Below are 23,625 nucleotides of genomic sequence, written 5' to 3'. Positions count from 1 at the left end.
AACACGTTCCAGGGACAGGCCGCGCGAGGACACGGACGAGGCCGCCCGGCGGGACGGGAGACGTCCGCCGGGCGGCTTCGGGTCAGGCGCAGTTGGCGGGGGTCGCCCGCGACACGTCGTCGATCAACGCCTCGTGGGCCGCCTTGAGCCGCCGTACATCGGGTTTGGTGACCTTACGATCGTAGGTGAGCAGCCCGTTGAGCTCGCCCTCGACATCCGTGATCTGCGTGTACACCGCGCCGTTGCCGCCCCGGCAGGCCAGGGCGTGCACCTCGGCCAGTTTGGTGAGGTAGTCGTCGGTGTAGGTGGCCGGGTCGACGTCGACATAGGACTGCTGGACCGACCAGGCGTGTCCGGGCACGGCCAGGCCGAGACCGCCGTACTCGCCGCTGACCAGGGCGCGTTCGCCGTCAGGGTGCGGGGGCAGCGCTGGGCTCGGATAGCCGTGTTCGTCCATGATGTCGCCGGTGCCGCCGTCCGCACCGAGGTTGAGGCCCGACATGCTGTTGATCAGCCGGGTCGGGTCCCATGCCTTGGCCTGGTCGGCGATGCGGGCCATGTCGTACTGGCCCCAGCCCTCGTTGAAGGTGACCCACATGACGATCGACGGGCTGCTGATGTGCTCGTCGATCATCTGCTTCATCTCGCGCTCGTACTCGGCGCGGGACGCCGCGTCCGGGTTCACCCCCGCGGTCATGGCGGGCATGTCCTGCCAGACGAGCAGGCCCAGCCGGTCCGCCCAGTAGAACCAGCGGTCCGGTTCGACCTTGATGTGCTTGCGGACAGCGTTGAAGCCCATCGCCTTGTGCATCCGCAGGTCGTAGGCCAGGGCCGCGTCGCTCGGCGCGGTGTGCAGACCGTCCGGCCAGAAGCCCTGGTCGAGGGTGGCCATCATGAACACCGGCTTGCCGTTGAGAACGGTGCGCGGGGTGCCGTTCACCTTCTCGACGGCGATGGAGCGCATACCGAAGTAGCTGCCGACGCGGTCGGAGCCGACGCTCACCTTGAGGTCGTACAGGAACGGATCGTCCGGCGACCACAGGCGCGCGTTGCGGATCTTCAGGGTGAGCGGGGTGCCGCTGCGCCCGGTGGCGGTGGCCACGGGCCGCTTGCCCTCGTACGCCGTCGCCGTGACCGGAAGGCCGTCCCGTACGCCCCGCGGCTCGACCGTCAGGGTGCCCGCGCTCACATCCGGGGTGAGCTTGAGCGAATCGACGTGGTCGGCCGCCACCGGCTCCAGCCAGACCGTCTGCCAGATGCCGGAGGAGGGGGTGTACCAGATGCCACTGGGGTCGAGGCGCTGTTTGCCGAGGGGCGGGTTCTCACCGCTCGTGGCGTCGGTCGGGTCGTAGACGCCGACGATCAGCTCCTGGGTACGGCCCGGTTTGAGGGCGTCGGTGATGTCGGCGCCGAACTTGTCGTAGCCGCCCTGGTGATCGGCGACCTTGGTGCCGTTGACGTAGACCTCCGTCCGCCAGTCGACCGCGCCGAAGTTCAGCCGTAGACGCTTGCCGGAGCCGATGTGCCAGTCGGCAGGGACGGTGAAGGTGCGCCGGTACCACATGCGGTCCTCGTGCCGCTCGAGGCCCGACAGCTGGGACTCGACGGGGTAGGGGACGAGGATCTTCTCGGCGAGGTTCTTGCCCACCGGCGGCTGCTCGCCCGCCCTGGCCGCGGCGAACTGCCAGGTGCCGTTGAGGTTCTGCCAGTCGCCACGGGTCAGCTGCGGTCTGGGGTACTCGCGGTGGGCGTTGGCCGGGGTGACATCGTCGGCCCACCGGGTGCGCAGTTCGTACGTGGAGTGGTTGGCCCCGCTGCTCCAGAAGGATCTGACAACGTTGCCATCCACGTCGGTCAGACCGCCCGTTCCGTCGTAGCGGACATCGGCGGTGCCGCGTGCGGTGCCGGTCTTGTTGCCGACGACCGGCTCTTTGAGCGCGACCAGCAGCGACGCGGGATCGGCCTGGTTCAGCCGGGCCTCGCCGAGCGGCCAGGTGGCACCGCCGATGACGGCGGTCAGGTGGTCGGCGAGTTCGGCCGGGGGCGTCTGGAGCTTCTGGGCGAAGTCGAGCCTGAGCGTCCGGCCGTCCCCCAGGACCGTGGCGGCGATGGCGCCGTTGTAGTCGTAGCCCTCGGGCAGCGACAAGGCGGACTGCGGGATGGCCGTCTTGGTGCCGCCGGGCGGTGTCCAGCGCACATGGAGGTTGGAGCCTCCGTAGTGCTCGAAGTACTCGACCTTGATGTCGTACGCCGTGCCCGCGGTCAACTCCATGGGCTCGCTGGTCTGTTCGCGGTCCCAGTCGTCGACCCAGTGGTCGATGACGAGTTTGCCGCCGACCCAGAGGCGGAAGCCGTTGTCCCCGCTGATCGAGAAGGTGGTGGGCCCGGTCTTCTCCGGTACGATCCGGCCGGTCCAGCGGACGCTGACGTCGTCCGACCGGCCGGTGGCGGAACGCAGCCGGGACTCCAGGGAGTCGAAGTCGAGCCGCGGATCGAACCCGGTGGCCTTGAGCTCATGGAAGTCGAAGGCGCCGGGGGCGGACTGGGTGTAGTACTCGCCCTTGAGGCCATGGACCTCGGGGGGATCGTCCGCGGCCGTCGCGGCGGGTGCGGCGGTCAGTCCCGCGACACCCAGCATTACCGCGATCAGCAGGGCGATTCGGTTTCTCAGCGGTCTGGACCGCCTTGACGGTCTTGGTGGACTGAACGGACTGAACGATCTGATGCGCACGAATCCTCCTTGGCTGAGGAAGGGTGGCGGCTCGGTGCTTCAGTCTGTACAACGTTGTCATCAGGAGTAGTTGGCATAAGAGCACGGCTCCCGACCTCAAGTCCAGACCATGAACACGCTCCCGGCCGGCCAACGGCATCGTGGGCGGCTCAGGCGTTGTGCAGCCGCCATAGGGTGAGGGCGAGCCTGGCCCGGGTCAGCCCGGTGGGCCCGGTGAGCTCGATGTCCAGGGTCCTGGCGATCTGTTCGACCCGGCGGGCGACGCTGCTGTGGTGCAGATGGAGCAGGTCGGCTGCCCGGCGCAGGGAGCCGGTGGCGCAGTAGGCGTCCAGCACCTCCATGTCATCGGCGTTGCCGGCGATACGGGCGATGGCGGCCACGTCGGCGTTGTCGCGCGCGGCGTCCCGGGGTATCTCGGCCAGAAGCGCCAGCGCGCCCAGATCGGTGTGGCGGACGATGGGTTCGCGCGCGGTGGTGAAGCGGAGGGCGGTGCGGGCCTGCCGCCAGGATCGGTCGGGGCTTCCGGCGGCGCCGATGCCCGCGTGCACGTCCGCCGGAAACCGGGCCGGATCCACGGTGGCGGCCAGGAGGACACCCACGTCGGCGAGCGGCGCCGCCTTCACCGGGCGGGCCGGGCAGATCAGGCCGCCGATCCGGTCGAGCGGGAGCCGTGAGCGTACGGCGACGACATGGACCGGCAGATCGGGGGCGAACCCCAGGAGCCGCAGCGCCCGCGCTCTGGCCGCCTCGTCGCTGCCGGCGCTGATCGCCAGTTCGACGAGGGCGGGGTCGGCCATGGTGGTGCGGGCCGGGCCGTACCGCTCGACGGCCGCCGCGGCGGCGATGGCGAGCCGGTCGAGGAGGACTTCGTCGAGCGGGCCCGGCGAGCCGGGGCGTTCCAGCCACACCGTGCCGATCTCCTCGTCGTCGAGGGTGATCGGCGCAGTGGTGGACGCGGGCGACTGCGGAGTGGACACCTCCGTGCCATGGGGTGAGACGCGGATCATCCGTCCCGTGCCGTGCAGCCGTATCCCGGCGACGCATTCGGCCAGGCCCGCCGAGGCGCGGGCGAGCGCCGGGAGATCCACCCGTCGGCGCATCAGCGTGTCGTAGAACGCCACGATGCGGATCGCGCCATCGACGTACGGATCGAGTCCCGACAGCCGTACGGCCAGTGCCTCCATGGCAGAAGGATAGAAGGGCGGGGAGACGGGCAGGGGCGCCGGTCGGTGCGTGATCGGGGCGGGATGCGCGACGGATGGCGGATGACCCCTCGGGGGACGGCCGTGAGGATGGTCGTCATGGATCCCGAACTCGAAGCATTCATTCCGCTGTTCCCCCGGACTGATCTGACCCAGCCGTCCACCGCGCGTACGAGCCTCGCCGGGTTGGCCGCCGCGATCCCGGCACCGGACACCGCGGACATGGAGATCGAGGACCGTACGGTGGCCGCCGATCCGGACGTGGCGGTGCGGATCTACCGGCCGCATCAGGCGCAGGGGGCCATCGTCTGGCTGCACGGCGGCGGTTTCGTCATGGGGAGCCTGGACACCGAGCACCCGTGGGCCGCCCGGATCGCCTCCGGCTCCGGCGCGGTGGTGATTTCGGTGGCCTACCGGCTGGCCCCCGAACATCGCTTCCCGGCCGCCCTGGACGACGCCTACGCCGTGCTCAACTGGACGGCCGAGCACGCGGGCCAACTCGGCGTCGACCCGGAGCGGATCGCGGTCGGAGGCCACAGCGCCGGCGGCGGGATCGCGGCCGCGCTGGCGCTGCGGGCGCGTGACGAGCGGGGGCCCGCGATCTGCTTCCAGTTGCTGAACCAACCGGGGCTCGACGACCGGCAGGAGACGTGGTCGGCGCGGAACTTCACGGACACGCCCTGGTTCACTCGCGACAAGGCCACCACGGCGTGGCGGCAGTATCTGGGCTCCCAGGCCGCGACACCGTACGCCGCCCCCGCGCGGGCCGCCGATCTGTCCGGTCTGCCACCGGCCTATATCGCCACGGCAGAGCTGTGTCCCAACCGCGACGAGGACATCGCGTACGCGCTGCGCCTGCTGCAGGCGGGCGTGTCGGTCGAACTGCATCAGTGGCCCGGCACCTTCCACGGATCGCAGGCGATCCTGTCCGCCGAGGTCTCCCAGCGGCAGAACGCCGAGCTCGGCGCCGCCCTGCGCCGCGCCCTGAACGGCGCCCTGAGTGGCGCCCTGAACGGGGCCCTGAACGGGGCCCTGAATGGGGAAAGTCCCCGATGCACTCATGGAGGATGAAAGGACGGATGTCTTGATAACCGAACCCAACGAGGCGTATGACGTGGCGGCCGACGGCGCGGGCTCGTCGACCGATCTCGCTCCCGCGGAGCTTCAGTCCGCCCTGGACGGTGTCCACCGCGCGGGGATGCCGGGGGTGTTCGCCGAGGTGCGCGACGGCGGCCGGACATGGCGCGGCGCTTCCGGGGTCGCCGATGTCGAAACCGGCCGTCCCGTCGGCCCCGAGATGCACCATCGCGTCGGCAGCATCACCAAGACCTTCACCGCCGCCGCCATCATGCTCCAGGTCGAGCAGGGTCGGATCGGACTCGACGCGCCGATCGGCGGCTATCTGCCGCGGCTGGTACCGGGAGAGCGCGGCAGCGCGATCACGGTGCGGATGCTGCTCAACCACACCAGCGGCATCTGTGATTACATCCCCTCCGCGTTTTCGTCCGTCCGCGGTGTCCCCTCTCTGCCGGACATCTCGCCCGAGAAGGTGGACGACAACCGGTTCCGGCAGTTCGACCCGGCCGAGCTGATCGAGATGGGGCTCGCGGCGCCGCCCGTCTGCGAGCCCGGAGGCCCGAAAGGGGTGTACTCCAACACCAATTACGTGCTCCTGGGCCAACTCCTTGAGCAGGTGACCGGTACCCCGGCCGAGAAGTACGTCACCGAGAATGTGATCGAGCGCGCCGGGCTCCGGCACACCGAGTTTCCGACCGGTACGCAAATCGAGAGCCCGCACCCACGGATATACGAGGCCCTGCACGGCCTGATCGACCCGCCGCGCGACTACAGCGTCTACAACATGTCCTGGGTGTGGCTGACGGCCTCTTTGATATCGACCATGGAGGATCTCAACCGTTTCTTCGGCAAGCTGCTCAACGGCGAGATCGTCGACCAGTCATCGCTGGCACAGATGCAGCACACGGGCCCGGTCCGTGCCCTGGACGGCACGACGATCGACTACGGCTTCGGTCTGCACAAGGTCAGCACCCCGGACGGCGCCACCTTCTGGGGCAACACCGGCACGGTGTGGGGAGCCGGAACGATGTCCATGACCCGGGCCGACGGCAAGCGTCAGGTGTCCGTCGCGATCAACCTCATGAGGTGGAACAAGCCGGACTCCTCGGGCAAGCCGCAGCCCCACCCCATCGACGACGCGCTGTCGACGCTGTACCAGCAGGCGATGTGCGGTACCGCAGACGCCCCGGCCGAGAAGGGGGCCTCGTAGAGTACGGGCCGACCCGATAGCGGCGGACGTCAGCGGTGCTGGGCCTCGACCGGGGAAGGTGGTGTCCTGCTCATGTACCAACCGTCGCAGCGGGGCCCGACGAGGTCCGACGGCCAGCCCGCCGTCTCGACGGCGGCGTCGTAGACGGCGTCACCGAACGCGACGATGGACTGGTGCGGGTTGGGTGTGTCCCTGAGCGTGGCCCACGGCAGCAGAACCAGACCGGCGTCGGGATTCCAGGCCGCGCCGTCGACACCCCAGGACCGGCCCTCGAGGCCGTCCGGCTGGGGCCAGATGTAGGCGTACATGCCCGCGTCCGGCGCATCGGGGGTGCCGAACGCGAATCCCACCGCCATGTACTCCTCGACCTGGGCGTTCTTGAGAAACGCCGGGCCGTGGGCCGGCGGCGCGGTGGGCCGTGCGCGGTGGCGTGTGGCGGAGAGGTCGAAACCGCCCCACATCACCCCGACCCGGGGGCGGTGGCCTTCGAAGGGCGCCTGCCACGCCTCGAGCCCGCCGGCGGCGAGGTTCAGCGCGCTCCAGATCAGCCCAGCGGTGCGGTCATCCCAGTGGCGTTCGACGCGATCGTCTCCGAAGGTCGCCGGGGCACCGGGAATCTCGCAGATCAACGAGGAGCCCGGGCGGCGAATGCCGAGTTCGCCCACCGCGTGGCAGAACGACGCGTAGAACGCGGCCAGCGATTCGTCGAACAACGGCACGGTCCGTGAGCCCGAGTCCGCCTCGATGACCACATCGCCGTCGAGCAGACGGTAGTGCACGGTGAAGGTCACATCTCGCTTCCGGAGCGTTGGTGTCCTGAGCCCACGGGGTGTGACATCGAGGACGATGTTCCCCCAGCCGACTTCGAAGGGCTCGTCGAGGGTGTACTTGCCCGCGACCTGCACCAATCGATTCACGAAGGCGACCATGGGAGCCAGTTCCTCGTAGACCAGCCGTGGCCATACGCGGATGGATGTGCTCACGACGAACCTCCCAACTCATCGATGGGAACGGCGAGTCGCCCAGGCGACACCGCGATGGACCGCGATGCCACCCCGTACCCATTCTGCTACGCCGACCGGGATTTCTCCTGGCCGACCATGGCGGTGGGCCTGACGATGTGGTCGAAGTCCTTCGCGCTGATATAGCCCGACGCCAGTGCGGCCTCGCGCAATGTGGTGCCCTCTCCTCTGTGCGTATGCCGTCCCACGTCCGACGCGGATGACTGTGCGGGCAACCACAGCAGGACTTTCAGGCTAACCACCAGCCGACCGGCCAGCGACTCAGAATCCATCGACCGCGACGACAGCCGCCGCGAAGGCTCGCGGAGCCTCCTGGGGAACGTTGTGTCCCACCTTGAGGGTCTGGTGCGCGTATTTACCGACGAACTTCTTGCGATAGGCCGAACCGTTTCCCGGGGGCGTGAATGGATCGTAGGCTCCGTCAATGGTGATCGTCGGCACCTTGATGGCCGGGGCCGCGGCAAGGCGCTTTTCGATGGCGGCGTACCGGGGCTCGCCCTTGGTCAGGCTGAGCCGCCAGCGATAGTTGTCGATCACGATGCTGACGTAATCGGGGTTGTCGAAAGCCGCTGCGGTGCGGTCGAAGGTCGCCGCACTGAATTTCCAGGTCGGCGAGTTGAACTTCCACACCAGCTCCGCCAAATCGTGGCGGTACTTCCTGAGGCCCCGCACGCCCCTTTCCGTGGCGAAGTAATACTGGTACCACCATGCCCATTCGCTTTTCGGTGGCGTCGGAAACTTGTTGGCTTCGACATTGACGATCAGATAGCCGGTGACGGAGATCAGCGCCTTGCAGCGCTCCGGCCAGAGCGCCGCGATGATGTCGGCCGTCCGTGACCCCCAGTCGTAGCCGGCGAGGATGGCCCGATCGATCTCGAGGGCGTCCATCAGAGCGATGATGTCGAGAGCGAATGCCGATTGCTGGGCGGCCCTGGGTGTTTTGCCGGAAAGGAATCGCGTGGTGCCATGGCCGCGCAGATAGGGGACGACCACCCGGTATCCCTTGGCGGCGAGCAGTGGCGTGACCTCGACGTAGCTGTGAATGTCATAGGGCCAGCCGTGCAGCAGTACGACCGGAGGTCCGTTCGCGGGTCCGGCTTCGACGTACCCCACATTCAGGTCCCCGGCCTTGATCTGCTTCACCGGGCCAAAGGATGTGCCGATCGCGGACCGCGCCGGCGTATCGCCGGTCATGGCGAATTGGGCCGCCACAGCGGTCGCGGCGGCGCCGCCGAGAAAGTGGCGACGACTGTGTGTGATTCCCTCGGGTATGTCCATCGGCGAGTCTCCTCGCCGCCACCCAACACTCGCCGGAGTGACGCCGCAACACGGGCGGGGCATACGCTGCTCCGCCCGGGTGATTTCGCGTCCGGACACATTCTTGGGGTGCTCGATCCTCGGGTCACAGGACCACCACCGAGCGCAGGCACCAGCGCCTCACCGGGGCCGGGGGCGGGCACCAGGAAAGGGCTCCACTGTCAGTTCACTCCGTCTGGCCGTCCTCGACGGCGCCACATCCGTCACCATCGACCAGGCGCTCGGCCCCTCGCCCATGGCCGCACACAACTGGCTGGACCGCCATCTGCCGCTGTACGCCACCGTCGGCGGCAAAATACTGCTGGCGCATCTGCCCGAGGCCGAAGTCGAGAGCAGGTTCGTGGGTTCGCTGCCCCGCTATACGCCGCGTACCGTCACCGACCTCGACGGTCTGCGGGCACAGCTGAACGAGGTCCGAGCGGACGGCTGCCGGTGGTGCGGGCGGCGGCCGAGCAGATCTCCACTCGGCTCGGCCACGCCTGCCCTTCTCCAGGACGGCACCACTGGTGATGCCGTCGGGTTTTCGTGAGGTAGTGGGCGGCTTGGCGCGGCCCCTGGGGGACACGACGCGTTCGGCGGCAGCGACGACGATGTCCGCGTCGCGGACGTGTCAGGCCATGCCCTTCGTACCCGTATGGCACAGCGTCACGGTCGCGTTCTCCGACCTGCGGGTGAGGAGCAGTCAGAGCGGCCGTCCGACCGTGACGCCGCGGCCGTCGAGGGTGGTTGCGGTCACGGGCCGGGCTCCTTCTCAGCCGCGCAGGCGCTGCATGCTCGGGTCGAACAGGGGCTCCTTGGCGACGGCCGCGGGGACGCGCTGGTCGAAGTAGCCGATGGACAGGGAACGTCCCGCGGCGGCCAGGTCGGCGGGCAGCCATGCGTACGCGATCCCCTTGCCGATCGTGTAGCCGTAGGCGGCGCTGGTGACATAGCCGACCGGGCGGTCCCCGTCGTAGACGGGCTCCTTGCCCATGACCACTGCCTGCGGGTCGTCGATGGTGAGGCAGGCCAGTCGGTGCCGGACGTCGGCCGCCCGCCGCTCCAGCGCGGCGCGGCCGATGAAGTCACCCTTGTCCATCTTGACGGCGAAGCCGACGCCGGCCAGCCTCGGTGGCGTATCCGGCGAACTGGAGGCGGACACCGTACTGGTCGGACCAGAAGTACGGGGGGCGGACGGGCTCGGGGGCGGCGGCGCCGCCGGAGAGCAGCGTGGTCACGGCGGGCGCCGCGCGCTCCAGCGCCCCGGTCCAGTGCTCGACCCGGCGGTGTGCCCCGACTGTGGGGTCGTACCAGGCCGCGCAGTCGCCGACCGCGACGATCCCCGGAACGCTCGTACCGCCGCCCGGGTCACACCGCACACCGTCCGCCAGCGCCACGCCCGAGCCGTCGAGCCATTCGACGCAGGGGCGGGCGCCCACTCCGACGACGACGGTGTCGGCCGCGAGGCGGCGGCCGTCCCGAGCAGCACCGCCTCCACCCGGTCCCGGCCACTGAGCCCCCGTACGCCCGTGCCGCACAGCAACCGGACGCCGTGCCCGGTGTGGAGGGTGGAGACGAGCCCGCTCATCTCGGGTCCGAGTGGACCGGCGAGCGGGGTCGGTGTGGCCGAGACGACGGTGACCTCGAAGCCCAGCGCACGGGCCGTCGAGGCGACCTCGGCGCCGACGAACCCACCGCCGACCACCACGAGGGTGCCCCCGCGCGAAAGGTCTTCGCGCAGCGCACGCGCGTCGTCGAGGGTACGCAGCACATGGACACCGGCGAGGCCGTGTCCCGTCGGCAGGGTGCGGGCCGCCGCTTCGGTGGCCACCACCACCCCGTCGGCATGGACCGTGCCGCCGTCCGACAGCCGTATCGCGCGGTCGGACCGGTCGAGGCCGACGGCGCGTGCGCCGAGCATCCAGTTAGCGTCGAGGGCTTCGTCGTCCGTCTCGAGCGCGAGGGCGGACTCCGGTATGTCTCCGGCGAGGAACTCCTTCGACAGCGGCGGCCTGTCGTAGGGGCGATGGGCCTCCTCGCCGAGGATGACGAGGCGTCCGTCGTAGCCCTGGTTGCGCAGTGCGCGGGCGGCCGACAGTCCGGCGAGCGACGCACCGACGATGGCCAAGGTCCTCATGCCACCCCCTCGCCGGCCAGGCGGTGGGCGCCGCAGCGCGGGAGGTTGGGCGCGTCCTGGGACAGCTGCACGTAGATCATGCCGCTCTCGACGACGACCTGGTGGGTGCGGACGGGGAGCTTGGCCGGCGGGGTGTCCACCCGGCCCGTGCGCAGATCGAACTTCGAGGCGTGCAACGGGCACTCGACCTCGCACCCCTCCAGCCAGCCGTCGGACAGCGAGGCGTCCTGGTGGGTGCAGGTGTCGTCGATGGCATAGACCTCACCGTCATCGGTGTGGAACACCGCTATGGGAGGGGTGTTCTCGAACCGGAAGGCCTCGCCTCGCGGCAGATCGGCGAGACGGCACACGGGAATCATCACGACCACCTCGATGCATATTGTGAAACCAATTGCGCCACGCGCAACGTCAGTTTGAAGTCGGCCATACCCCTTGTCAAGGAGTCGACATGGACACGAAGCGCTGCTCGTCCGGGCTCGTCGACGGCGTCGGCAGAAAGCGGACCACGCCGTCGTCGGCGGCGCCGGGCACGAAGTCGACGTAGCAGTGCGGCACGGCCGGGACGACGCCGGTGCGCCGCCGAGCGGGCCATTGCCTCTCGACAGTTACCTCTCATTGAGAGGTAACGTGGAGGCATGGCTACGGAGGAGTTCCCCGACTCGTTCGCCGATGTGCTGGCCGGAGTCCAGCGGCTGATCCGGCGGCGGCTGCGGGCCGGAATGACGGAGCCGCGGCTGCGCGGTGCCCAGGTGGACCTGTTGCGGCTGGTCGTGGCCAGCCCCCGGATCCGGGTGTCGGCCGCGGCCAAGGAGCTCTACCTCGCGGGCAACTCGGTCTCCACCCTGGTCAACCAGCTGGTGAAGGCCGGCTATCTGCACCGCGAGACCGACCCCGAGGACCGGCGCTCCGCGCTGCTGACGGCCACCCCCGCCGCCCAGGCCCGGCTGCGGGAGTGGCAGGTACGGCGTGGCGCGCTGGTCCGCGAGCAGGTGGCGCGGCTGTCCGAGAGCGAGCGGGTGGCGCTGGCCGCCGCCGTCCCGGCGCTGCGCAAACTGGCCGAGAACCTTCATGAGGAGGTGGATGGGATATGACCGACGTCCGGGAAACCACCGCTCAGCCCGCGCTCGTCTGCGAGGGCCTGCGGTACGCGTTCGGGGAGACCAAGGCGGTCGACGGCCTGGAGCTGTCGGTCCGGCCGGGCGAGGTCTTCGGGCTGCTCGGCCCCAACGGAGCGGGCAAGACCACCGCGATCCGCTGCATCACCACCCTGCTGCCGGTCCCCGCGGGCATGGTGCGGGTGTTCGGACACGACGCGGCGAAGGAGCGGATGGCGGTCCGCAGGCTGCTGGGCTACGTACCGCAGCAGCTGTCCGCCGACGCCGGGCTCACCGGCCGGGAAAATGTGGAGCTGTTCGCCCGCGTCTTCGACGTCACCCGCCGGGAGCGGGCCGCCCGCGTGGCGCGGGCGCTGCAGGCGGTCGACCTCACCGCGGCGGCCGACCGGCTCGCCAAGACGTACTCCGGCGGCATGGTCCGCCGCCTCGAACTGGCCCAGGCACTGGTCAGCGCGCCCCGGCTGCTGATGCTGGACGAGCCGACGATCGGCCTCGACCCGATCGCCCGCACCAGCGTATGGGAGCACATCAACGCGGTACGGACGGCCACCGGGATGACCGTGCTGGTCACCACGCACTACATGGACGAGGCCGACCAGTACTGCGACCGGGTCGCACTGATGCACCGCGGCCGGATCCACGCCCTCGGAACGCCGGAGGAGCTGCGCTCCGAGCTGGCCGACCGCCGCCGGGCGGAGGGGAATGCCGATCCCGCGCCGACCCTGGAGGACGTCTTCCGGGACGTCGCCGGCCGCGGTCTCGATGAGCAGGGACCCGATGAGCAGGGAGGAGACTTCCGCGATGTCCGAAGCACCCGTCGCACCGCGTCCCGGGTCGGCTGAGACCGCCGGGCTCGCGCCGGACGGCCGGCCCGATCCGCTGCTGACGCCGCCGCGCCCCCGCACCGGCTGGCGGATGCTGCCCGCGCGGGTCGGCGCGATGTGCGTGGTCGAGCTGCAGAAGCTGCGGCACGACCGCACCGAGCTGTACACCCGGGCCGTCCAGCCCGCCCTCTGGCTGCTGATCTTCGGTGAGACCTTCACCCGGCTCAAGGCGATACCGACCGGCGGCACACCGTATATCGACTATCTCGCGCCCGGCATCATCGCCCAGTCCGCGATGTTCATCGCCATCTTCTACGGGATCCAGATCATCTGGGAGCGGGACGCCGGGATCCTCACCAAACTGCTGGTCACCCCGACCCCGCGCGCCGCCCTGATCACCGGCAAGGCATTCGCCGCCGGGGTGAAGGCGCTGATCCAGGCGGTTGTGGTGATCGTCATCGCGGCGCTGCTCGGGGTGGCGCTGACCTGGAATCCGCTGCGGCTGCTCGGGGTGGCCGTCGCGGTGATCCTGGGCTCGGCCTTCTTCTCCTGTCTGTCGATGACCATCGCGGGGATCGTGCTGACCCGCGACCGGCTGATGGGCATCGGGCAGGCCATCACCATGCCGCTGTTCTTCGGCTCCAACGCGCTGTATCCGGTGGCGCTCATGCCCGGCTGGCTCCAGGCCGTCAGCACCGCCAATCCGCTGAGCTACCAGGTCGACGCGTTGCGCGGACTGCTGCTCGGCACACCGCACCATCTCGCACTCGACTACCTCGTCCTGGTGCTGGCCGCGGCGGCCGGTATCGCGGCGGCCTCCTCGCTGCTGGGGCGGCTGGCGCGCTGACCCGGTCGGCATATGCGACGACTGACCGCCGGGAAAGTCGCCCCCGCGTCGACAAGGCAAGAACCCGCACGGTACTGATGGGACATGAGCTACGGCAGCGACAGCGGTGGACGCGCGGGACGCGCGGGACGCGCGGGAATCGAGGGGTGGCTGATAGGCGGCCGTTACCGGATCGCCGAGCGTATCGGCTCCGGCGGGATGGGCACCGTATGGCGGGCGCATGATGAGCTCGTCGACCGTGAGGTCGCCGTCAAGCAGCCGAAAATCTCCGGCGACCCCGAGGATCCCGCCTTCCATCAGGCCGCCGAACGTCTCTACCGCGAGGCCCGCGCCGCCGCGCGCGTCGAGCATCCCGCCGCGGTCGCCATCCACGACGTGGTCGTCGAGGACGGGTTGCCCTGGATCGTCATGGAGTTGGTTCGCGGCGAGGCCCTGGACAAGGTGCTGCGGCGCGGTGCTCTGCCGCCCGCCGAGTCCGCGCGGATCGGTCTCGCCGTCGTGGAGGCCCTGTCGGCCGCGCACTCCGTCGGTGTCATCCACCGCGATGTGAAACCCGCGAACGTGCTGCTCGGCCAGAACGGCCGGGTCGTGCTCACCGACTTCGGCATCGCACACATCCTGGGCGAGGAATCCCTCACGGCCAGCGGGGAGTTCGTCGGATCGATCGAGTTCATCGCCCCGGAGCGGATGTCGGGCCGCGGCGCCGGTGCGGCGGCGGACCTGTGGTCCCTGGGGGTGGTGCTGTACGCGGCCGTCGAGGGCTGGACCCCCTTCCGGCGGGACACGCTCGAGTCCACGCTCGCCGCGATCCTGGCCGCCGAGCCGCCCGAGCCCGGGCGGGCGGGGCCGCTCGGGCCCCTGATCCTGCGGCTCCTCGCCAAGGAGCCGGACCGGCGGCCCGACGCGTCGTCCGCCGCGGCCACGCTGCGGGCGGTGGCCGAGGGGCGGCCCGCACCGGACGGCCCCGAACCGTTGGTGGCGACCCAGCACGGCTGGCAGCTGGCGGAGTTCGGGGAGAGCACGGGGAAGGCGGGGCCGACGGGCGGGGCCGGCGCGCGGCCCGCCGCGGTCGCATCCGCTCACGTCCACACCATCGGCCCCGCCCCCAAGCCCCCGCACGCCGCCAAGCGCCGATACACCACTGGACAGCTGCTCGCGTTCGCCCTGGTCGGCGTGGTGGCCGCCGGGGGCGCCCTCTGGGCGGGGGTCACCGCGGGCGACGACGGAGGGAAGTCGGTGGCGGAGAAGACCACCGGCCCGAGCGCGAGCGGCAGCCCATCGCCGCGCCCCGGCACCTGGACCGCCCACCGCGAGAAGCGATTCGACGCGATCGTGTCGGTGCCCGCCGGCACCGCCGAGTACGACCGCTCGGACTCCGGCGCGGACCACCGGAACCCCTCCCAGTGGGTGGCCTACGGAGACAAGACCGTCCAGCTCCGGCTGACCCGCAAGGAGGCGGTGCCCATGACCATCAAGGAGTGGGCGTCGGAGGCCACCTTGTCCTGGGCGGACGACAACGCCCAAACGCTGTACAGCCCCACCAGCTTCCACGGCTACGAGGCCATGGTCGCCGACACCACGTACGAGGTGAAGGACAAGAAGTATCGGTCGATGCAGCTGCTGATCACCACAGGCGCCCAGGAACACTACGAGCTGCGCGTGGACATGCCGAAGGGAGGAAAGGACGAGAGCCGGGGGCACCTCCTGTTCACCGGAGCCCGCGCCCGCCTCAAGGTCGGTAAGGCCATGGTCAGCCCCTGAGCGGGCACGCGACGGGGCCGCAGCGTCGTGCGTGACTCGTACGTGTCGCGGCGGCCCGGCACGCGGGGGCAGTGCAGAAGCGGCTTGATGAACCGGGCGGCGTCGGTCACGCCTTCGAACCGCGTCCTGTACGGGGTCGAAGGTCGTCGACTGGGCGCTGGCCGAAGACCTGTAGGCTCGTATTCGAGAGCATCAACGAGCCGACCTTCGGCGGCACTTCCGGCGACGACCAGAACTACCGGCTGATGGGCGAACTCAACGCGGTGTTCCAAAGGACCTCGCCGGGACCTTCGACCGGGCGTACAACACCTTCGTCGCGAAAGGCGTCCCGGTCATCATCGGCGAGTACGCCCTGCTCGCCTACGACCCCTGAACCGCAATGAGCTGCGATGGCGGGACCCGGAGCTGTTCGCCCAGATCAAGTCGAGCGGCATGCAAACCGCGACCTGGTGAAGGGCGAGGACTACACCGTCTCCGGCGACCTACCACGTCACCAAGACGGGAACCTCGGTGACCGGCACCCCCGGCTGACCCGGCGGCGCCGCCCGTCATATGGTTGAAGGCGACGTTGGAAGCCGTGTCCGCCACCCGGGGGACCGGCGCCTGCCCACCGGCCGGCCCTGCTCCCCGAAGGCGGTACACACGCGGGACAGAGAGGTTGAGCGATGCCTGCAGGATCCAGCCGCAAGCGGGAACGACAGTACGAGCACATCAAGGAGAGCCAGGAAGAGCGGGGTACCCCCACCTCCCGGGCCAAGGAGATCGCCGCCCGTACCGTGAACAAGGAACGTGCTCGATCGGGCGAGGCCAAGACCGCGAGCAAGACCTCCCTGCGGGACCCGAAGTCCGCGCCGGAGCGAGGCGGGCAGCGGTCGCACAGCGGGGCCAAGGGCCCCACCCGTGACCAGCTGTACAACGAGGCCAAGCACCGCGGTATCGAGGGCCGCTCCCATATGACCAAGGAGCAGTTGGCGAAGGCGCTCGGCCGCTGACGGCTGCGCGTACGCGCTGACCTGTGACGACGCAGCGGCGGCGACTGTCCGCCGCTGCCCTGGTGGGGTGGGGTGGGCAGTGAGGAGGGATGACGGTGGACGACGCTGCCCCGGCCCCGCCGACACCATGGGCGCTGAGGGAGTACGCCGTCCTCGCGGACGGGGAGCGCGGCGCCGTGGTGGGGCCCCGTGGCGAGGTGGTGTGGCTGTGCGCGCCGCGCTGGCACAGTGACGCCGTCTTCTCCGCCCTGATCGGCGGCGCGGGGGAGTACACCGTAGGCCCGCGGGACGAATGGAACGCCTGGGGCGGCGCGTACGAGGACGGCGCTCATCCACGTGGGCCGCTGGATCACCGGCGATGCTGTGATCGAATGCCGCGAGGCGCTGGCGATGCCGGCCACCCCGGACCGGCTCGTCCTGCTGCGCCGCATCCGGGCCGTGAAGGGCAGCGCCCGGATACGGCTGCGGCTCGATGCCCGCCCCGGTTTCGGCGCGCACCCCATGACCGGCGCCCGGGCGGACGACGGTGTGTGGCGCGCCTCCGGCGGAGGGCTGCATCTGCGCTTCACCGGCGCCGAAGGCGCTATCCCCACCCCCGGAGGAGGCGTGCACGGCGAGCTGACCGTACGGGAAGGCGCCGAGCACGACCTCGTCCTCGAGCTCTCGGCGCGGCCGTGCACCCAGCCCCTGGAACCGGTACGGCTGTGGCGCGCCACGGAAGAGTGCTGGGCGGCCGCCGTCCCCGCTTGCACCGACCTGGCCGCGCCCCGCGACGCGCGCCACGCCTACGCCGTACTGCGCGGCCTGACCAGCGAATCCGGCGGGATGGTCGCCGCCGCCACCACCTCGCTCCCGGAGCGGGCCGGCGCCCGCCGCGACTACGACTACCGCTTCGCCTGGGTCCGCGACCAGTGCTACGCCGGACTCGCCGTGGCCGCGCACGGCCCGCACCCGCTGCTGGACACCGCTGTCGGCTATCTGACCGAACGGCTGCTCGACGACGGCGACGCGCTGCGCCCGGTCTACACGGTCACCGGGGCCGAGGTCCCCGGGGCCCGGTCGTTGCCACTGCGCGGGTATCCCGGCGGCAGCGACCGGATCGGCAACAGAGCCGGTGCCCAGTTCCAGCTCGACACCTACGGTGAGCTGCTGCAGCTCTACGCGGCGGCCGCCCGCCTCGACCGCCTCACCCCCGACGCCCGGCGCGCCGTCGATGTGGCGGTGGACGCCATCGAGCGCCGCTGGCCGACACCGGACGCCGGTCTGTGGGAGCTGGAGAACCGGTGGTGGACCCACTCCCGGCTCTGTGTGGTGGCCGGGCTGCGCTGCCTGTCCCGTGCGCTGCCGGGCCGCGCCGCGGCCCGGTGGGACACCCTGGCCAGTGCCGTGCTGCGGGAGTCCCGCTGGCGCTGTCTGGCCCCGGAGGGGCACTGGACCCGCGCCGAGGACGACGTCGGAGCGGAGGCCGGCCTGCTGCTTCCGCTCGCCCGCGGCTGCCTCCCCGCGGGAGACCCCAGCGGTCCGCGAACCCGCCGTTTCATCGAGGACCGGCTGGCTCAGGACGGCTATCTCTACCGCTTTCGCCACGGTGACACACCGCTGGGCGAGACGGAGGGGGCGTTCCTGCTGTGCGGCTTCATGATGGCACTGGCCGCTCATCACGAGGGCGACTCCATCGGCGCGTTCCGCTGGTTCGAACGCACCCGCGCGGCCTGTGGCACCCCCGGCCTGTTCGCCGAGGAGTACGACGTCAGCCAGCGACAGCTGCGTGGCAACCTGCCCCAGGCGTTCGTCCACGCCCAGATGCTGGAAACGGCGGCCCGCCTCGGGGAAGGGCGGTAGCGCATCGCGAAGGAGGCATGGTGATGCATGACGACGACGAGGCGCAGAGGCGCGACGGCCGCGCGGCACCGTCCGGTCGCGAGGAGACCCGGGAAGAGCAGGCCGATCGCAAATGGGCCGAGTTGCTGCAGGAAGTGAGGGTGACGCAGACGGGCATGCAGATCCTGTTCGCCTTTCTGCTCACGGTCGCCTTCACTCCACGCTTCCAGAGCCTGGGGCATGCTGATCGGACCATCTACATCGTGACCGTGCTCCTGGGCGCGGCGGCCACCGGCGCGCTCATCGCACCGGTCTCCTTGCACCGGATCGTCACCGGGCGTCGGCTGAAGCCGGAGACGGTGCATATCGCGGCCCGCTTCACCGTGGCCGGGCTGGTGCTGCTGCTGTGCACGGTGGTCTCGGCGCTGCTGCTGATCCTGCGCGTCGTGGTGGCCGATGTCACCGCGGCCTGGGTGACGGTCGCGGCCCTGGTGTGGTTCGTGGGCTGCTGGATCGCCCCCGCGGTCTGGCTCTGTCACCGGCACCGCGAGGAGCGCTGAACAGGCGCGAAGCCGTCGGGGCGGGGCCGACGACGCCTCGGCCCCGCCGCCTTGCGATGGGGCGCCGATCGCCGGATCAGTTGTAGCCGAAGCCGGGCGGCAGCGGCCGGTTCACAAAGAGGTCCAGGGGGAAGGCATCGCCGAGCACGCGATAGCCCTCGGGGTTGAAGTGCAGATGGTCACCCACGTCGAGTTCCGGACGGAGGCGCCGTGGATCGTCCGTGTCCCGGGCCGCCCTGTCCAGGTCCACGACCGCGTCGAAGCGGCCGCTGGTACGTATCCAGTCATTGACCCGCTGCCGTGTCGCCTCGCGGTGGCCCGCCGCGTCGTCGTAGTCGCGGTTGCCGCCGAACGGTGTGATGGTGGCCCCGTAGACGCGGATACCCTGCGCGTGGGCGCGCATGATGATCTGGTCGTAGGCGGCGATGAGCCGGTCCGCGACGTCCTTCTGGGCGTCGGGGGTGGCAGGGGCGGTTCCGATGTCGTTGACGCCTTCGAAGACGATCAGAGAGGTGACGCCGGGCTGTACCAGGACGTCACGGTCCACACGGGAGAGGCCGCCCGGACCCAACCCATCCGTGAGCACCCGGTTCCCGCCGGCCGCCTGGTTGAGCACCGCGGTGTCGGCCGTTCTGCGGTCCGTACGCAGACGGGCCATCAGCCGGTCCGTCCACCGGTCGTTCTGGTTGGTGGTGGAACCCCTCCCGTCGGTGAGCGAGTCGCCCAGCACGGCGGTGGCCCGGGTCCGTGCCGGCGACCATGTCTCCACACCGCTCAGGAAGTACCAGTGGTCGACCGAGGCAGCCCCCGCCAGGTCCGTGGCCTCGACGTGGTCGCCGCGCAGCATGTACGAGGTGGTGCGCGAACCGGGGTGGGAGGTGATGGCGGTCGACTGCTGGCCCGTCGCCAGATAAGCGGTCACGGTGAGGTTCGAGCCCGCCGCCAGCTTGAAGTCCAGCGGGTCGGACACCACCTGTGCGCCCGTCGGCACGGTCGTCGAGGCACGTCCGTGGAAGGTGACCGGCTGGGACGTGCCCGGTCTGATCGCGCTCACTCCGGCCCTGCCGTCCACGGGAAGGGCCACGGAGACGCGGGTGATGGGCAGCGGCGCGCCGCCGAAGGCATTGGAGAAGCGCAGCCGCAGATGGCTGCCGCCCACCGACACATGCACGGTCTGCCGGAGTGTGCTGTCGGCAAAGACCGTGCCGTCCTGGGTGTACGGCGCGGGCGGCATGTTTCCCGGCTCGGTCAGCTGGGGCATGGCGGCCCAGGTGCCCACCCAGTGGGTGCCCGCGGGCGGCGCGCCCGCGCTTCCCCCGGCCGGTGCGGTGTGCGTCTCGCTCCGCTCGGCACCCTGGGCGCCGGACACCAGCATCACGATGGGCAGAACGGCGGCGGGCACAGCCACCGCCAAGAGACCGAGTCTTCGCGTAATTCTTCGCACGGACCATCCTTTCCCGACCGGTGGCCACGATTCCGACCGGTGGCCACGATGATGTGGACGCACCCCACCCTTCCCACCCGTGGCCTGAGGTACACGGTCCCCGGCTGCTCGGCCGCCTCGCCGCCCCAACCGCGGAATAAAGTGGACATTTCGCCAGTCGGGTGCGCACCGTCGAGGAGCCGGAGCCGACAGCGCCCGAGCCAGGCCAAGTGCTCATCCGCACACGGCCTTCCCGGTGCACCCCGGCGATCTCCAGGCCGTCGAGGCATACCCGGGGAAGGCCGCAACGCCGGTTCCGGCCGGTGTGGAAGCCACCGGCGTGGTGGCGGCGATCGGCCCGGGAACACCGGTGGCGCCGGGTGTGGAGGTCGGCGGCCGGGTCACCGTCTTCCCGTATCCGGGGGCATGGTCCTGACGGTGTTCTGGTGCAGACCGCCGCGGGCTCATCGGTCGGGCGGCTGGTGACGGGCGTGTCCCGGTTCCACCACTTCGGGCTCGTCAACGTCGTCCGCAGCGACCGCGGCGCCGCCGAGCTGCGCAGGCGGTTCCCGGACGTGCCCGTCGTCTCGACCGAGCATCCGGGCTGGACCGACGCGGTCCGCGAGGCGGCCGCTGGCCGGCCGGTGAGTGTGGCCCTCGACCCGATCGGCGGGAAGCCGGCCGAGAGCCTTCTGGACCTGCTGACGCCGGGCGGGAAGCTGGCCAGCTACGGGCTGATCGCCGAGGAACCGATCCCACTGCACGCGTCGGCGCTGCTGAACAAGTCGCTGACGCTGCAGGGCAAGAACATCGGCCGGTGGCTGTCCGAAGCCTCCGCCGAGAGGCGGGCATCGGACGTCGCCACCGCCCAGCAGGTCGCGCTGGGGCTCAAGGACCAGTTCGCCGTGGCCGCCGAGTACGGCCTCGGCGAGCTGACCGACGCCGTCGAACACGCGGTACGGCCCGGCAAGGTCGGCACCCGTCCTCGTCCGCCCCTGACAGCCACCGTACGAGGCTCCGGCGGAGCAGCCGGCAGGGCCGGACCGTCGTCATGGCCGGTTCCTCCCGGCAGTCGACTCCCAGCAGTCAACTCAATCGGGTCGGATCTTGTCGGCGTCCGGCAGATACCACTGGTGTGGTGCGATCAGTTCGTCGATGGCCGGTTCGGGGCCCCATGAGCCGGGGGCGTACGGCTGTAGCGGCGGCGGGTTCTCCAGGAGAGGGGTCGACGCGGCCCAGATGTGCTCAATGCCGTCGGACCCGGTGAACAGCGACCGGTCGCCCAGCATGGCGTCCAGAATCAACCGTTCGTAGCCCTCGAGTCCGTGCCTCTCGCAGAAGGAGCCGCCGTAGCGGAAGGTCATCGTCGCCGGTCCGAGTCGCATGGTGGGGCCGGGCTCCTTCGCGAGGAAGGTGGCGGCGATCCACCCGGGGTCCTTGAAATCGATCACTATCCTGTTGCCCTGGTACGTGTCCTGTTGGCCGAGGTCGGGGAACATCCGCAGGGGCGGCTCGCGCAGGCCCAGGGTGATCACCTCGCGGCCCTGGGCGAGGTTCTTGCCGGAGCGCAGGTGGAACGGGACGCCGGCCCACCGCCAGTTGTCCACCTCCAGCCGCAGCGCGGTGAACGTCTCGGTCTGCGAATCGGGGGCGACACCTGCCTCGTCGCGGTAGCCCTCGTACTGGCCGCGTACGACCTGCCCGGGTTCGATGGGGCGCAGCGCCTCGAAGACCTTGGCCTTCTCGTCCTGGAGCGGCTGGGCGGCGAGCGAGACCGGTGGTTCCATCGCCACGATGCCGAGCACCTGGATGAGATGGGTGACGATCATGTCCCGGAAGGCCCCGGTCCCTTCGTAGAAGTGGGCACGGCCCTCGAGGCCGAGCGTTTCGGGGACGTCGATCTGCACATAGCTGATGTGGTCCCGGTTCCAGATCGGTTCGAACAGGCCGTTGGCGAACCGGAAGGCGAGGATGTTGTCCACCGATTCCTTGCCGAGGAAATGGTCGATGCGGAAGACCCGGGATTCGTCGAAGACGGCGTGGATCGTCTCGTTGAGCGCCCGCGCTGAAGCGAGATCGGTGCCGAAGGGCTTCTCCACGATCACTTTCCCGTTCTCCGCCAGGTTCGTATCGCCGAGCATTCCGATCGTGGATGCGAACGCGGAGGGCGGAATGGCCAGATGGAACAGCCTGCTCGGCTGCCCGCCGAGGGAGTCCTCGGCCGCCCGTACGGCGGCGAGCAGCGGCCCGGGATCCTGGGCGTCGGCCGCGCCGTACGACAGCGAGTCCGCGAAGGACTGCCACACCGGCCCGGACGGCTCGGACCGTCCGAAGGTGGTGACCGCGTCGTGCGCCAGGGCGCGGAAGGCGTCGTCGCTCAGCGCGGACTTGGCACGGGACGAGCCCACGATGCGGTAACCGTCCGGGAGGAGGCCCGCCGCGGCGAGGTGGTACAGCCCGGGGAGGAGTTTGCGCCTGGCGAGGTCGCCGGAGGCGCCGAAGAGCACGATGACGTGGTTGTCCGGTCGGGTGGTCATGGCCGGCTCCGCTTCTCGGCGTGTCCGCCGAACTCACTGCGCATGGCGGACAGGACCCGGTCGCCGAACTCGCCCAGACCGCGGGACTCGAACCGGTCGGTGAGCGCCGTGGCGATCACAGGGGTGGGTACGCCTTCGTCGATCGCCGCCCGTACGGTCCAACGGCCTTCGCCGGAGTCCGAGACGTGCCCGGCGAAATCCTCCAGCTTGGGGGAACGGGCGAGGGCGTCGGCGGTGAGGTCGACGAGCCAGGAGCCCACGACCGAGCCGCGGCGCCACACCTCGGCGACCTCGCCGACGTCGATCTCGTACTGATATGCCTCCGGCTCGCGCAGCGGGGTGGTCTCGGCGTCGGCGGTGCGCTTGCGCAGTCCGGCGTCCGCGTGCTCGATGATGCTGAGCCCTTCGGCGATCGAGGCCATCATTCCGTACTCGACCCCGTTGTGAACCATCTTCACGAAGTGTCCGGCGCCGCTCGGACCGCAGTGGAGATAGCCCTGGGGTGCCGTGCCGTCGGTCCGTCTGCTCGGGGTCGGCTCGGCGGAGCCGGTGCCGGGCGCGATGGTCCGGAAGATGGGGTCGAGCCGGGCGACCTGCTCCCGCTCACCGCCGATCATGAGGCAGTATCCGCGGTCGAGCCCCCAGACCCCGCCCGAGGTCCCGCAGTCCAGATAGTGGATACGGCGGGGAGCGAGCTGCGCGGCGCGGGTGATGTCATCGCGGTAGTACGAGTTGCCGCCGTCGATGATCGCGTCGTCCGGGTCGAGGAGTTCGGCAAGCTGATCGAGGGTGGGCTGGACGACGGCGGCGGGCAGCATGAGCCAGGCGGCCCGTGGCCGCTCCAGCTTCGCCACCAGGTCGCCGAGCGAGCGGGCGGCGACGGCGCCCTCGCCTTCCAGCTCCCGTACGGCGCTTTCGTCGAGGTCGTGGACCACACAGCGGTGGCCGTCGCGCATCAGCCGGCGCACGAGGTTCGCGCCCATCCGGCCGAGCCCGATCATGCCGAGCTGCATGGGGGTGTCGGTAGCCATGGTGCTCTCCTGCGGGACGTTGTGGGACGGCCCTGGCGA

20 protein-coding genes and 4 pseudogenes are annotated in these 23,625 nt (G+C 70.4%); 13 read left to right on the top strand and 11 right to left on the bottom strand.

Annotated elements, in window-relative coordinates; translation table 11 throughout:
* Window positions 1-82: 82 nt before the first annotated feature.
* Window positions 83-2,638 (bottom strand): PA14 domain-containing protein, encoded by a 2,556-nt coding sequence (locus ACFV2X_RS01795; protein WP_385609982.1) that lies wholly within the window; start codon window positions 2,636-2,638, stop codon window positions 83-85.
* Window positions 2,639-2,880: 242 nt separating this feature from the next.
* Complete coding sequence (locus ACFV2X_RS01790; protein WP_385609979.1) at window positions 2,881-3,915, bottom strand: helix-turn-helix domain-containing protein; 1,035 nt, start codon at window positions 3,913-3,915, stop codon at window positions 2,881-2,883.
* Between the two features lie 117 nt (window positions 3,916-4,032).
* Between ACFV2X_RS01790 and ACFV2X_RS01785 the strand changes: the two genes are divergently transcribed.
* Together ACFV2X_RS01785 and ACFV2X_RS01780 are read left to right on the top strand one after the other, a co-directional pair.
* Window positions 4,033-5,004: an alpha/beta hydrolase gene (locus ACFV2X_RS01785; RefSeq protein ID WP_385609976.1), complete on the top strand. Its 972-nt coding sequence runs from the start codon at window positions 4,033-4,035 to the stop codon at window positions 5,002-5,004.
* Window positions 5,005-5,020: 16 nt separating this feature from the next.
* Window positions 5,021-6,220, top strand: coding sequence for a serine hydrolase domain-containing protein (locus ACFV2X_RS01780; RefSeq protein WP_385610389.1), 1,200 nt, complete (start codon window positions 5,021-5,023; stop codon window positions 6,218-6,220).
* A gap of 29 nt (window positions 6,221-6,249) precedes the next feature.
* Here ACFV2X_RS01780 and ACFV2X_RS01775 read toward each other — a convergent pair whose 3' ends face one another.
* Window positions 6,250-7,203: a DUF5996 family protein gene (locus tag ACFV2X_RS01775; RefSeq protein WP_385609973.1), complete on the bottom strand. Its 954-nt coding sequence runs from the start codon at window positions 7,201-7,203 to the stop codon at window positions 6,250-6,252.
* Window positions 7,204-7,224: 21 nt separating this feature from the next.
* Between ACFV2X_RS01775 and ACFV2X_RS01770 the strand changes: the two genes are divergently transcribed.
* Entirely contained in the window at window positions 7,225-7,368 is a 144-nt protein-coding gene (locus tag ACFV2X_RS01770) for a hypothetical protein (RefSeq protein ID WP_385609970.1), read from the top strand.
* 135 nt (window positions 7,369-7,503) lie between these two features.
* Here ACFV2X_RS01770 and ACFV2X_RS01765 read toward each other — a convergent pair whose 3' ends face one another.
* A complete protein-coding gene (locus ACFV2X_RS01765) occupies window positions 7,504-8,520 on the bottom strand; it encodes an alpha/beta fold hydrolase (protein WP_385609967.1) in 1,017 nt (338 codons plus the stop codon).
* Between the two features lie 274 nt (window positions 8,521-8,794).
* Here ACFV2X_RS01765 and ACFV2X_RS01760 point away from each other — a divergent pair, with 274 nt between their 5' ends.
* Window positions 8,795-9,088, top strand: coding sequence for an IclR family transcriptional regulator C-terminal domain-containing protein (locus ACFV2X_RS01760; protein ID WP_385609965.1), 294 nt, complete (start codon window positions 8,795-8,797; stop codon window positions 9,086-9,088).
* An 84-nt stretch (window positions 9,089-9,172) separates the two neighbouring features.
* Here the strand turns inward: ACFV2X_RS01760 and ACFV2X_RS01755 are convergent.
* The 4 genes and pseudogenes from ACFV2X_RS01755 to ACFV2X_RS01740 all read right to left on the bottom strand — a co-directional run.
* Window positions 9,173-9,274 (bottom strand): annotated as a pseudogene (locus tag ACFV2X_RS01755) (bifunctional methylenetetrahydrofolate dehydrogenase/methenyltetrahydrofolate cyclohydrolase); the annotation flags it as partial.
* Between the two features lie 36 nt (window positions 9,275-9,310).
* A pseudogene (locus tag ACFV2X_RS01750) lies at window positions 9,311-9,670 on the bottom strand (glycine cleavage T C-terminal barrel domain-containing protein); the annotation flags it as partial.
* Window positions 9,663-10,675 (bottom strand): annotated as a pseudogene (locus ACFV2X_RS01745) (NAD(P)/FAD-dependent oxidoreductase); the annotation flags it as partial. The pseudogenes ACFV2X_RS01745 and ACFV2X_RS01750, both read right to left, overlap by 8 nt.
* Window positions 10,672-11,034, bottom strand: a complete 363-nt coding sequence (locus ACFV2X_RS01740; protein WP_385610386.1) for a bifunctional 3-phenylpropionate/cinnamic acid dioxygenase ferredoxin subunit — start codon at window positions 11,032-11,034, stop codon at window positions 10,672-10,674. The pseudogene ACFV2X_RS01745 and the gene ACFV2X_RS01740, both read right to left, overlap by 4 nt.
* Before the next feature lie 276 nt (window positions 11,035-11,310).
* Here ACFV2X_RS01740 and ACFV2X_RS01735 point away from each other — a divergent pair, with 276 nt between their 5' ends.
* The 7 genes and pseudogenes from ACFV2X_RS01735 to ACFV2X_RS01705 all read left to right on the top strand — a co-directional run bounded on the left by ACFV2X_RS01735 (window position 11,311) and on the right by ACFV2X_RS01705 (window position 18,595).
* On the top strand, window positions 11,311-11,766 hold the full coding sequence (locus ACFV2X_RS01735) for a MarR family winged helix-turn-helix transcriptional regulator (protein WP_385609962.1): 456 nt from the start codon (window positions 11,311-11,313) through the stop codon (window positions 11,764-11,766).
* A complete protein-coding gene (locus ACFV2X_RS01730) occupies window positions 11,763-12,632 on the top strand; it encodes an ABC transporter ATP-binding protein (protein WP_385609959.1) in 870 nt (289 codons plus the stop codon). Before ACFV2X_RS01735 ends, ACFV2X_RS01730 begins: the two co-directional genes overlap by 4 nt.
* A complete protein-coding gene (locus ACFV2X_RS01725) occupies window positions 12,592-13,461 on the top strand; it encodes an ABC transporter permease (protein WP_385609956.1) in 870 nt (289 codons plus the stop codon). Before ACFV2X_RS01730 ends, ACFV2X_RS01725 begins: the two co-directional genes overlap by 41 nt.
* An 84-nt stretch (window positions 13,462-13,545) precedes the next feature.
* Entirely contained in the window at window positions 13,546-15,222 is a 1,677-nt protein-coding gene (locus ACFV2X_RS01720; protein ID WP_385609954.1) for a serine/threonine-protein kinase, read from the top strand.
* 665 nt (window positions 15,223-15,887) lie between these two features.
* Window positions 15,888-16,214 carry a plasmid stabilization protein gene (locus ACFV2X_RS01715; protein WP_385609952.1) on the top strand — a complete coding sequence of 109 codons (327 nt, stop codon included), beginning with the start codon at window positions 15,888-15,890 and terminating at the stop codon, window positions 16,212-16,214.
* A gap of 89 nt (window positions 16,215-16,303) precedes the next feature.
* Window positions 16,304-18,056: pseudogene (locus ACFV2X_RS01710) on the top strand (glycoside hydrolase family 15 protein).
* A gap of 23 nt (window positions 18,057-18,079) precedes the next feature.
* Entirely contained in the window at window positions 18,080-18,595 is a 516-nt protein-coding gene (locus ACFV2X_RS01705) for a DUF6328 family protein (protein WP_385610384.1), read from the top strand.
* A 76-nt stretch (window positions 18,596-18,671) separates the two neighbouring features.
* Here ACFV2X_RS01705 and ACFV2X_RS01700 read toward each other — a convergent pair whose 3' ends face one another.
* Window positions 18,672-19,970: an SGNH/GDSL hydrolase family protein gene (locus ACFV2X_RS01700; protein WP_385610381.1), complete on the bottom strand. Its 1,299-nt coding sequence runs from the start codon at window positions 19,968-19,970 to the stop codon at window positions 18,672-18,674.
* A 304-nt stretch (window positions 19,971-20,274) separates the two neighbouring features.
* Here ACFV2X_RS01700 and ACFV2X_RS01695 point away from each other — a divergent pair, with 304 nt between their 5' ends.
* On the top strand, window positions 20,275-20,454 hold the full coding sequence (locus ACFV2X_RS01695; protein ID WP_385609949.1) for a hypothetical protein: 180 nt from the start codon (window positions 20,275-20,277) through the stop codon (window positions 20,452-20,454).
* Between the two features lie 10 nt (window positions 20,455-20,464).
* Window positions 20,465-21,196, top strand: a complete 732-nt coding sequence (locus tag ACFV2X_RS01690; protein WP_385609947.1) for a zinc-binding dehydrogenase — start codon at window positions 20,465-20,467, stop codon at window positions 21,194-21,196.
* Here the strand turns inward: ACFV2X_RS01690 and zwf are convergent.
* Together zwf and gnd are read right to left on the bottom strand one after the other, a co-directional pair.
* The gene (gene zwf / locus ACFV2X_RS01685) at window positions 21,110-22,555 is read right to left on the bottom strand and encodes a glucose-6-phosphate dehydrogenase (RefSeq protein ID WP_385609945.1); all 1,446 of its coding nucleotides are present in this window, start codon (window positions 22,553-22,555) and stop codon (window positions 21,110-21,112) included. The two genes, ACFV2X_RS01690 and zwf, sit on opposite strands and share 87 nt — an antisense overlap.
* Window positions 22,552-23,586 (bottom strand): phosphogluconate dehydrogenase (NAD(+)-dependent, decarboxylating), encoded by a 1,035-nt coding sequence (gene gnd, locus ACFV2X_RS01680; RefSeq protein WP_385609943.1) that lies wholly within the window; start codon window positions 23,584-23,586, stop codon window positions 22,552-22,554. Before gnd ends, zwf begins: the two co-directional genes overlap by 4 nt.
* Between the last annotated feature and the right edge of the window lie 39 nt (window positions 23,587-23,625).

Source organism: Streptomyces sp. NPDC059679, assembly GCF_042734105.1.
Classification (GTDB): domain Bacteria; phylum Actinomycetota; class Actinomycetes; order Streptomycetales; family Streptomycetaceae; genus Streptomyces.
This window is presented reverse-complemented; position numbering and strand designations above follow the sequence as displayed.